This window comes from Methylibium sp. T29, from assembly GCF_000576205.1.
Classification (GTDB): domain Bacteria; phylum Pseudomonadota; class Gammaproteobacteria; order Burkholderiales; family Burkholderiaceae_C; genus Methylibium; species Methylibium petroleiphilum.
The window spans coordinates 64,285-74,056 of sequence record NZ_AZND01000004.1; the positions used below are offsets into that span (position 1 = coordinate 64,285).

At 67.2% G+C, this 9,772-nt stretch carries 9 protein-coding genes and 2 pseudogenes; 7 read left to right on the forward strand and 4 right to left on the reverse strand.

Annotated features, from left to right (window positions below):
* The first annotated feature begins 164 nt into the window (after positions 1 to 164).
* On the forward strand, positions 165 to 890 hold the full coding sequence (locus x551_RS01580; protein ID WP_051495483.1) for a PD-(D/E)XK nuclease family protein: 726 nt from the start codon (positions 165 to 167) through the stop codon (positions 888 to 890).
* Between the two features lie 257 nt (positions 891 to 1,147).
* Positions 1,148 to 2,431 carry a site-specific integrase gene (locus x551_RS01585; RefSeq protein WP_081771169.1) on the forward strand — a complete coding sequence of 428 codons (1,284 nt, stop codon included), beginning with the start codon at positions 1,148 to 1,150 and terminating at the stop codon, positions 2,429 to 2,431.
* A 343-nt stretch (positions 2,432 to 2,774) separates the two neighbouring features.
* On the opposite strand, the gene ssuE is transcribed toward x551_RS01585, so the two are convergent.
* Positions 2,775 to 3,404, reverse strand: a complete 630-nt coding sequence (gene ssuE / locus x551_RS01590) for an NADPH-dependent FMN reductase (protein WP_036247356.1) — start codon at positions 3,402 to 3,404, stop codon at positions 2,775 to 2,777.
* A gap of 209 nt (positions 3,405 to 3,613) precedes the next feature.
* Between ssuE and x551_RS01595 the strand changes: the two genes are divergently transcribed.
* Positions 3,614 to 3,832 (forward strand): DUF3606 domain-containing protein, encoded by a 219-nt coding sequence (locus x551_RS01595; RefSeq protein WP_036229090.1) that lies wholly within the window; start codon positions 3,614 to 3,616, stop codon positions 3,830 to 3,832.
* 357 nt (positions 3,833 to 4,189) lie between these two features.
* On the opposite strand, the gene x551_RS01600 is transcribed toward x551_RS01595, so the two are convergent.
* The gene (locus x551_RS01600; protein ID WP_011829739.1) at positions 4,190 to 4,402 is read right to left on the reverse strand and encodes a hypothetical protein; all 213 of its coding nucleotides are present in this window, start codon (positions 4,400 to 4,402) and stop codon (positions 4,190 to 4,192) included.
* Between the two features lie 284 nt (positions 4,403 to 4,686).
* Between x551_RS01600 and x551_RS01605 the strand changes: the two genes are divergently transcribed.
* A complete protein-coding gene (locus tag x551_RS01605) occupies positions 4,687 to 5,712 on the forward strand; it encodes an NADP-dependent oxidoreductase (protein ID WP_036229094.1) in 1,026 nt (341 codons plus the stop codon).
* On the forward strand, positions 5,709 to 6,473 hold the full coding sequence (locus tag x551_RS01610) for a metallophosphoesterase (protein ID WP_036229095.1): 765 nt from the start codon (positions 5,709 to 5,711) through the stop codon (positions 6,471 to 6,473). Before x551_RS01605 ends, x551_RS01610 begins: the two co-directional genes overlap by 4 nt.
* A 23-nt stretch (positions 6,474 to 6,496) precedes the next feature.
* Here the strand turns inward: x551_RS01610 and x551_RS01615 are convergent.
* Both x551_RS01615 and x551_RS01620 read right to left on the reverse strand, forming a co-directional pair.
* Positions 6,497 to 7,404 (reverse strand): annotated as a pseudogene (locus x551_RS01615) (DMT family transporter).
* A complete protein-coding gene (locus tag x551_RS01620) occupies positions 7,401 to 7,895 on the reverse strand; it encodes a methylated-DNA--[protein]-cysteine S-methyltransferase (protein ID WP_011829735.1) in 495 nt (164 codons plus the stop codon). The pseudogene x551_RS01615 and the gene x551_RS01620 overlap by 4 nt, the downstream one beginning before the upstream one ends.
* A 188-nt stretch (positions 7,896 to 8,083) precedes the next feature.
* On the opposite strand from x551_RS01620, the gene x551_RS01625 reads away from it, so the two are divergent.
* Complete coding sequence (locus x551_RS01625) at positions 8,084 to 9,475, forward strand: phosphomannomutase/phosphoglucomutase (RefSeq protein ID WP_011829734.1); 1,392 nt, start codon at positions 8,084 to 8,086, stop codon at positions 9,473 to 9,475.
* A 25-nt stretch (positions 9,476 to 9,500) separates the two neighbouring features.
* Positions 9,501 to 9,772 (forward strand): annotated as a pseudogene (locus x551_RS01630) (glycosyltransferase N-terminal domain-containing protein); the annotation flags it as partial.

The window sequence follows — 9,772 nt, forward strand, 5'->3', positions numbered from 1 at the left end:
CATCGCGACGGGCTTGCTGCAAAAGAGGGAGCGAGTCGCCGGCGCCGCCCCACGTTTGCTTCGTTCGGCCGGTGGTTCGTGGGGCTCTGCACGCGCATTGCACTCGCTGTGCTGTGCGGGCTTGTTGGTCGCAGACATCGGGCCCGAGAGCCAGGAGAAGGCGGATGACGACCAACTGGCCTGCTTGGGCGCTGCTGACGCTCGCCCTGGCACTCGGGATGATCGTGGCCTTGCGGCGTCGACGCGCGGAGCTAGCTGATTGCATGGAGAGGGCCAGTCGCCCTTCGGACTTGAAGGATGCGGAACTGATCTACCTGGAGAAGCGGTTCGATGTGTCGGAGCCGGTGCGGCTCTCGACCAGGCTCGATCGCGCGTATCGGATGCCGTCGGGTCCGGTCGTGCTCTTGGAGCTTAAGACCCGTAGCGTCAATCGTGTGTTCCCGTCGGATGTGATTCAGTTGTCTGCGCAGAGGCTGGCGCTCGAGCGCAATACCCGGCACTTCGTCGCACACCACGGCTATGTGGTCACCCAGACGCCGGACGGCGCGCGCGAGGAACATCGCGTTCGGCTGGTCTCTGGAGAAGCCGTGGTCGCGTTGGTCAGGCGACGTGAGGCCATTCTGGCTGGACGGATCAATCCTCGACCCGCAGCTTCGGTCGGGGTGTGCAGCACCTGCGGCTATCGATCCATCTGCCGCATCGCCAGGCAGGTAAATCGTCTCGCAATGGCCAATCGCGAAACGCTACGTCCTTTGGCGTCTCTCTTCCTGGGTCATTCGACGCATTCACGTGAGCATCCGGGTCCGTACGCCGGGCTTCAACCCTCGCCAGCCATGAATCACGAATTGATAGGACAGCTTCGGATCGCAGGCGGAAAGCGCCAAGACTAAAGCGCTGCTGCAGAAATCGACCCTTGTCTATGCCAATCTTTGGGTGGTTAGCCGTGGCGCTGCTCATGTTGCAGAGGAACATCCATGCCCCATGTTCGACGCGATATGGGAGAGACGTTGAACGCGCGTCAGCGTGTGCTCGAAGAGGTTGTTTTTCGCGGCCAGTTTCCGCGGGGTTGAAGGCGCGCTTTCCGATGTTTTCATGAGTGCACTGGATCGGGAAATGTTGTCCCCGACAGCATGAGAGGACATTAGAAATGGCTGGCGGAATAGAAAAGCTCACGGCGCTCAAGGTTGCCCGACTCTCGAAGCCGGGTCGCTACGCCGACGGCAAGGGCCTGTACCTTCAGATCACGAAGGCCTTGGTGAAAAGCTGGATCTTCCGGTACGAGCGAGACGGCAAGGAGCGCTACATGGGCTTGGGTGCCACGCATACCGTGAGCCTCGCCGAGGCGCGGGAGCAGGCGAGAGACGCACGGGTCTGTTTGGCCGGAGGCAAGGACCCGCTCGAGGTGCGCAATGCGCTCGTTGTCGCCAACAAGGTCGAACAACTGAGCAATCTCGACTTCGACCGCTGCGCGGCGGACTACATCAAGAGCCACAAGGAAGCGTGGAAGAACGAGAAGCATCAGAAGCAGTGGGAGACCTCGCTGAGCACGTATGTCTCGCCGCACATCGGGAAGCTCCACGTTCGGCGCATTGACACCCCCTTGGTCCTGAAGGTGCTGCAGCCGATCTGGAAAACGAAGACGGAGACCGCATCGCGGATCCGCGAACGGATGGAGCGCGTCTTGTCTTGGGCTGCCAAACAGGGCTATCGCGAAGGCGAGAACCCGGCTCGGTGGCATGGTCACTTGGAAGAACTGCTGCCGAAGCCGGCGAAGCTCAAGAAGGTGAGGCATCACCCGGCCTTGCCGTATCGGGAAACCGGTGCATTTTTCGACGGATTGCGGTTGCAGAAGGGCATCGGGGCCCGAGCCCTGGAACTTACTGTCCTCACCGCCTGCCGGACCGGTGAAGTGCTTGGAGCGCAGTGGACCGAGATCGACTTCAAAGCGCGTGTCTGGGTCGTTCCCCCAGAACGGATGAAGAACGGCAAGGAACATCGCATCCCGCTGGTCGATGCCGCGCTGGACATCTTGAAGAAGCTCCGCGGTCTGCACCCGGTGCTTGTCTTCCCTGGGGCCAGGGAAGACAAGATGCTGTCGAGCATGTCAATGTTGACGGTGTTGCGGCGGATGAACCGTGCGGATCTGACTGTGCACGGGTTCCGCTCGACGTTCAGGGACTGGGCGGCTGAGATGACCCAGTACCCGAAGGAACTGGCCGAGCTTTCGTTGGCGCACACCGTGGGGAACGCCGTCGAGAACGCCTACCGGCGCTCGGACCTCTTCGAGCGTCGCCGCGCGCTGATGCAGGACTGGGCGGCCTGGTGCGCAGTTGTTCAGCCGGATACCGAGGAAACCGCGGATGCCGGAGGTGAACCGGAGCTTGAAGTCACGGATGCCGCAGAGCAGGAGGGGCCTCGTAGTGCTGCCTGAGAATCGCCAGTGCAGCAGGCAACAGGGTGGCTTGGCGTGGGGCCCGACTCGCCCTGTGTGGCATCATGACGGGGGTCGGAAGTTCGACGGAGGGATGGTCCGCCCTACAGGGCTCTCCGCCCAAATCGACGACCCCCGCTACAACCCCCGGATGCGACGCGGATTTGATGGGTTTTCGTGGGACGTTAAGAAGTGGTCGCTTGCCCTGCCCGCAAAGTCCGGAGTGAAATCTTGGACGCAGTGAGACGCTGTGACGGCCTAAGGGCCCGGACGTCCACTCCGCCAAAAAATCAACGGGTTGCAACAGCGATGTTGCAACCCGTTGTGCTTTGTGGGCGCTCTATCACACCGCCCAGCGCACGCGGTGGCTCAACCAGGGCGGCTGGGGCGTGCCGCGTGCACGTGCCAACACAGCATCGCGCTCGCGTGCGGCTTCAGCTTCCGCGTCGTACTGCGCGGCGCGCTCGATGACGCTGCGCAGTGACTGTTCCACGCGCACGCCGATCTCTGCGTCGACCTCGTAGCGGCCGTCCACGCTCGGGATCTGCGCATCGCTGGCGTAGACCGCGTCGAGGATGTCGCGAGCACCCAGCGCCGACAGCACCGGCTTGAGCGCGTAGTCGAGAGCCAGCAGGTGAGCTGCGCTCCCGCCCGTGGCGAGTGGCAGCACGGTCTTGTCGCGCAGTCCGTCCTGTGGCAACAGGTCGAGGAAGCTCTTCAGCAGGCCGCTGTAGGCGGCCTTGTAGATCGGGGTGGCGACGAGGACGACCTGCGCCTCCAGCACCTTGCGGATCGCGGCCTGGATGTCGGTGTCGGCGAATTCGGCGTGCAGCAGTGCCTGGCCGGGCAGGTCGCGGACCGTGATCGTCTCTGTGGTGGTCGCGTGAGGCTGCAGCCTGGCCTGCGCCAACTGGAGCAGGGCGCCGGAGCGCGAACGCAACGAGGGACTGCCGAGAATGCTGATGACTTTCATGGGGTTCTGGTTTGGTGTGCGAGAGAGAGAAGTGCAGTCGCGGAACAACCCTCGACCCTAAGCCGCGAGGTCCCGGTGGACAAGGACGCTTTGCGGCTTTGCATATGCCGGCCCGTCTGACCGTGCCACGGCGAGAAGAGGGGGAAGCCCTCCACCCGGCAGCCGTGCCGTCTCATAATGGATTCGTCATCGCTCCGAAGGAGGCAGGCATGGTCGTCGAAACGAACCCGTCTTCGATCGCATCGTCCGCGCGCATCGACCTCTTGCGCGACGTCGACGTCGCCTATTGGTGTCGCTTGCTGGACGTCGACCACGCGCAGTTGCGTCGAGCCGTCCAGCAAGTCGGTCCGCGCGCCGAGTCGGTGGTGCGCTACCTGAAGCGCGAGCTGCCGGCCTCCGGCCCCGAGTACGACCCGCCCGGCGGTTGAGCGCTCGGCGACGCTGGCGTCGGCGCGCCGAAATCGCAGTGCCTGCAGCTGGTTGAGCGCCTCACAGTCCGTGGCAGACAGCGATTCGACCAAGCTTTGGGCTTGGCGGCGAAGCTGCCCTTGCCCTGCAGCTCGATCTGCGCAAGCAGCGGTGTGCCGGGCAGGCGGACCAGGGTAGCGGGGGATCTGGCGGCGCGAGAAGCGTTCATCGGCAACTTGTCACGACGAGTTGCCGGGAGCGTCGCGGCGCCCGCTGGTGCGGCCAACCGGGCGGATCGCATATCGAACCTCGCCCTGCTCGCACATACCGGGACGACGAGCGCCGCGGATCAGCGGCGGCGCGCCGGGGTCAACGGGTCACGACGTGGCCGTCGCTCGCTGGCAGGAGTCGATGCTGCGCAACCGGTCGAACTCTCGCCGGGCCACCAGCGCCGGGTCGCTGGCGCCTTCACGCGCCTGCAGTTCATAGGCCAGATCGAGGTAGCCGTGGAAGTTGCCGCGCCCTTCGGAGAGGGCCTGACATTGCTGCGCGAAGGTTTCAGCCCAGATGATCTTTTGTACCGTCGTCATTCATGTACTCCAGGGCGGCAGCGGGGCGCCGCGCTCAGTGGTTGCTCCTGCGCCGTAAGCGTAGACGGGACCGGCTGTTCATGGGCGCAAGCGGGCCCCCCTGAAGCGAGGGCGTCGCGGGCCACGCGTGTGAAGTTCTTGCGATTCCGATGCAGTGGTCGTCGCAGCGGGAGTTGGTCGGCGAGGCCCGCCCGAGGCTTTCCACCGCTTCCGTTTCGCCGGAACTTGTGATCTCCTCGCCACAACCGCGCCATTGGGGCGACCCACAACCAGGAGACTTAACCGTGACCACCGCTGGCAACCGCCAACTGCTGCTCGCCCGCCATCCCGAAGGCCGCATCCGCGACGAAGATTTCCGCCTCGTCGACGCGCCGCTCGCGCCGCTCGCGGACGGCCAGGTGCAGGTGCGCACGATCTACCTGTCGATCGACCCGACGATGCGCGTCTGGCTGCACCCGACAGACAACTACCTGCCGATGATCCAGCCCGGCGAGGTGTTCCGCGGCATCGGCATCGGCGTGGTCGAGGCCACGCGGCACCCTGGCTTCGCACAGGGCACGCTGGTGCAGGGCCTGTTCGGCTGCCAGCAACGCGTGATCAGCGATGGCTCGGACCTGCTCGTCTTGCCGGACATCGCGCCGCTGCCGGTCACGGCTCATTTCAGCCTGCTCGGTCACATCGGCATGACGGCCTACTGCGGCCTCGTCAAAGTGGGCGCGGCGAAGGCCGGAGAGACCTTGCTGGTGTCTGGCGCCGCCGGTGCCGTGGGCGCGCTGGTCGGCCAGATCGGCCGCATCCTCGGCTGCCGCGTCGTCGGCGTGGCGGGCGGCGCCGAGAAGTGCCGCTACCTGACCGAGGTGCTGGGCTTCGATGCCGCGGTGGATTACCGCGCCGCCGACTTCGACGCGTCGCTGGCCGCAGCCTGTTCGAAGGGCATCGACGTGTACTTCGACAACGTCGGCGGGCACACCCTCGAGCTCGCTCTGGGGCAGATGAACGACTTCGGCCGCATCGTTTGCTGCGGCATGATCTCGACCTACAACGACTACGATGTGCCGGGTCCGCGCAACATCGTGCAGGTGGTGCTGAAGCGGCTGCGCATGCAGGGTTTCGTGATCCTTGATCCCGAGCACGACCCGAAGGAGGCCTACGCGCACCTGCTGCAGTGGGCCGGAGAGGGCCGCCTGCAGCATCGCGCGCATGTTGTCGAAGGCCTCGAACGCGTGCCCGATGCCATCAACATGCTGCTTGATGGCCGCAACCAGGGCAAGCTGATGGTTCGCCTGTCGGACGAGCCTGCCGCGGCATGAGGCTTGCGCTTTACTCGGACCTGCACCTGTCGGTGCAGCCGCTGGACGTGCCGTCGACGCCGGCCGACGTGGTGGTGGTGGCGGGCGACGTGTCGCGGCCCGCCGGCGCCATCGCGTGGGCTCGACAGTTTCCGCAGCCCACGCTGTTCGTTGCGGGCAACCACGAGTTCTACGGCGGCGATCTCGTGACCACGCTGCGGCAGTTGCGTGAGCAGGCGCAGGGCAGCGCGGTGCGGGTGCTGGAGCGCGACGAGTGGCACCACGGCGGCGTGCGCTTCCTCGGCTGCACGCTGTGGTCCGACTACCGCCTGTTCGCTACCGTGGTGGAGCGTGACGCCGGGGTGCGACAGGCGACCGAACTGGTGCGAGACTTCTCGCGCGTTCGCGTGGCACCGGAGTTCGACCAGCTTTTCACGCCCGCGCTGTCGCAACTGCTGTTCGACACGGCCGTCGACTGGCTGGAGGCGCGCTTCGCCGAACCGCACGACGGCCCGACGGTGGTGGTGACCCACCATGCGCCCTCGCGCGGCAGCATCGCGGACAAGTTCGCCGGCTCGCCGCTGAACGCCTGCTTCGTCTCCGACCTGGAGGCGCGCATCCTGCGCTGGCAGCCGCAGCTCTGGCTGCACGGTCATGTGCACGACAGCTTCGACTACCGGATCGGCCGGACCCGGGTGGTCGCCAATCCGCGTGGCTATGCGCCACGCGGTCAGGTAGAGAACCCGGCGTTCGATCCGGCGCTGCTGATCGAGGTCGACTGAGCCGGGCCCGTCGGCCCGGACCCTCACGCTTCCGTGGCGGTCTTGCGTCGGCCAAGCGGCAACGTGACCAACCCGGTCGTGAGCGCCGTGCCGACCAGGATGACCGCGCAGCCGATCACCATCGCCGTGGTGATGCCCTCGGCCAGGAATATCCAGCCCCACAGCACAGCGAACGCCGGAATCAGGAAGGTCACCGCGATCGTGTTGGACGGGCCGATGCGGGCGATCAGGCGGAAGAACAGCACGTAGCCACGCCGGTGCAGGCCAGTGCCAGCAGGCCGACCGCCAGCCAGGCCGTGGCCGAGGGCGCCTGCGTGGGCCAGAACCACAGCATCGGCAGCGTGAGCACGAGCGCCGCCGACACCTGGCTGCCGGTGGCCACGGCGAGCGGCGCCACGCCGGTGAGCCGCTTCTTGGTGAAGCTGGCCGACCAGCCGTAGAGCAGGGTCGCGCCCAGGCAGGCAACGACCGCCCAGCCGGTGCTTGTGCCATCGGCGCCCGGCTTGAAGCTGGCCTTGTCCCAGGCCAGCCACAGCACGCCGCCGAAGCCGATCAGCAGGCCCAGCACGCGCGATGGCGTCAGCCGGTCCTTGAGCCACAGCCAGGCGATCAGCGCACCCCACAGCGGAGTGGTAGCGTTGAAGATCGACGACAGGCCGGCGGTGATGGCGAGCGCCGCATAGCTGTAGGCCAGGAAGGGCAGAGCCGAGTTGGCGAGTCCCACCAGGAAGATGTCGCGCCAGTGTGTACGCAGCACACCCAGCTGCCGGCGGGCGGCCAGCAGCGGCAGCAGGAACAGCGTGGCCCCCAGCACGCGCAGCCCGGCCAGCGCCACCGGGCCGAATTCGCCGGCCCCCAGGCGCATGAACAGGAAGGAGGCACCCCAGAGCGCCGCCAGCAGGCACAGCTCGAGGACGTCGGCCGGCTTCACAGCAGGGTGCCCTCAAGCCGCAGCAACGCCGCCTTGCGCTCCAGGCCACCGGCATAGCCGGTGAGGGAGCCGCTCGTGCCCAGCACGCGGTGGCAGGGCACGATCACCGCGACCGGGTTGCGGCCGATCGCCGCACCCACCGCCCGCACCGCCGACGCACGGCCGAGCTGCTGCGCGAGGCCACCGTAGCTGAGCGTGCGGCCCGCGGCGATGCCACGAAGCGCCTCCCACACCGATTGCTGGAACGGCGTGCCCTGCGGATCCAGCGCGATCGTGAAGGGTGCCGAACCGTCGCGCCAGTAGTCGGCGAGTTCATCGAGGGCCTGGACGATCCAGCGTTGGCCGGCGTCGACCGGCGCATCGATCGTGCCGGGATGGTGCTTCTGACCGTCGAACCAGAGGCCCGCGAGGCCGCGCTCGGTGGCTGCGAGTGTGATCGGGCCGAGCGGCGTGTCGGCCCGGGCCTGGGCGGCGAACGAACGAGGTGGCATGGGGCGCTTGGACGGAAAGGTCGCCGGAGATCCCGTTGAGCAGCCAGCCGGCGACGGACCCGCGATCTTAGGCTGGGCGGGCGTGACGCACTCGGCGCGAGGAAACCCGGTGACCGGCGGGCCGAAGCAGGGGGCGTCCCTACAATCCGCCGGTCTCCTCAGTCTTCTCATTCAGGACGGACCCCCGCATGCAAGTTGCAGCTTCGATCTTCAAGGCCTATGACATCCGTGGCATCGTCGGCAAGACGATCGACGAGCAGTTCGCCGAGCACCTCGGCCGTGCGTTCGGCAGCGAGGCGCGCAAGCTGGGCGAGAAGGCGGTCGCGGTCGGCAGGGACGGGCGCCTTTCCGGGCCGGGGCTGTCGGCCGCGCTGATCCGTGGCCTGGCCTCGACCGGTCTCGACGTGGTGGACCTGGGGCCGGTCACCACGCCGATGCTGTATTACGTGGCCGCCACGCGCGCAAAGCACGGCTGCCGCAGCGGCATCCAGGTCACCGGCAGCCACAACCCGAAGGACTACAACGGCTTCAAGATGGTGCTGGGCGGCCGCGCGATCTACGGCGAGGACATCCAGGGTCTGCGCCGGCGCATCGAGGCCGAGGACTACGTGAAGGGCCAGGGCCGCTCGGCCGCGATGGACATCGGCGCCGAGTACCGGCACCGCATCACCAACGACTGCAAGCTGGCCCGGCCGATGAAGATCGTGGTCGATTCCGGCAACGGCATCCCCGGCGCGTCGGCGCCCGGCATCCTGCGCGCGCTGGGCTGCGAGGTGATCGAGCTCTACTCCGAGGTCGACGGCGACTTCCCGAACCACCATCCCGATCCCTCCAAGCCGGAGAACCTGGTGGACCTGATCCGCACCGTGAAGGAGACCGGTGCCGAACTCGGCCTGGCTTTCGACGGCGACGGCGACCGCCTGGGCGTCGTGACCGCCGATGGCCAGAACATCTTCCCCGACCGGCAATTGATGCTGTACGCGCAGGACATCCTGCAGCGCCACCCCGGCGCGCCGATCATCTTCGACGTCAAGTGCTCGCAGCGCCTCGTCGCGGCGATCCGCAAGGCCGGCGGCGAGCCGGTGATGTGGAAGACCGGCCACTCGCTGATCAAGGCAAAGCTCAAGGAGAGTGGCGCACCGCTGGCCGGCGAGATGAGCGGCCACATCTTCTTCGGCGAGCGCTGGTATGGCTTCGACGATGCCACCTACACCGCGGCGCGGCTGCTGGAGATCGTGTCGCGCCACAAGGACCCGAGCAAGCTGCTCAACGCCCTGCCCACCAGCTACAGCACGCCTGAGCTGAACGTGCCCTGCGCCGAGGGCGAGCACCACGAGGTGGTGGCCCGGCTGCGCGAAGTGGCCAAGTTCCCCGGCGCCAGCGAGGTGATCACCATCGATGGCCTGCGCGCCGAGTTCAAGGATGGCTTCGGCCTGGTGCGCGCCTCCAACACCACGCCGGTGCTGGTGCTGCGTTTCGAGGGCCACACGGCGGCGGCGCTGGAGCGCATCCAGGCGCAGTTCATGGCCGCATTGCGCGCCGTGAAGCCGGACGCGCAGGTCGCCGCGGCGGCGCACTGAGCGGCGCCGTCGCCTCGCGGCCGCCATGGACGTGAAGGCCGGCTTCGCGCGCTTCGTCTACGGCAGCCTGTTGCGCGCGCTGAGCCCGGTCTACGCGCTGCGGCTGTGGTGGCGCGGGCGCGCCGAACCGCCGTACCGCCAGGCCATCGGCGAGCGCTTCGGCCGCTATGCCGGGACCGCGGTGCCCGGCGCGGTGTGGATCCATGCCGTGTCGCTCGGCGAGACCCGGGCCGCCCCAGGCGCTGGTCGATGCGCTGCGCGACGAACAGCCGTCGCTGCGCCTGCTGCTCACCCACG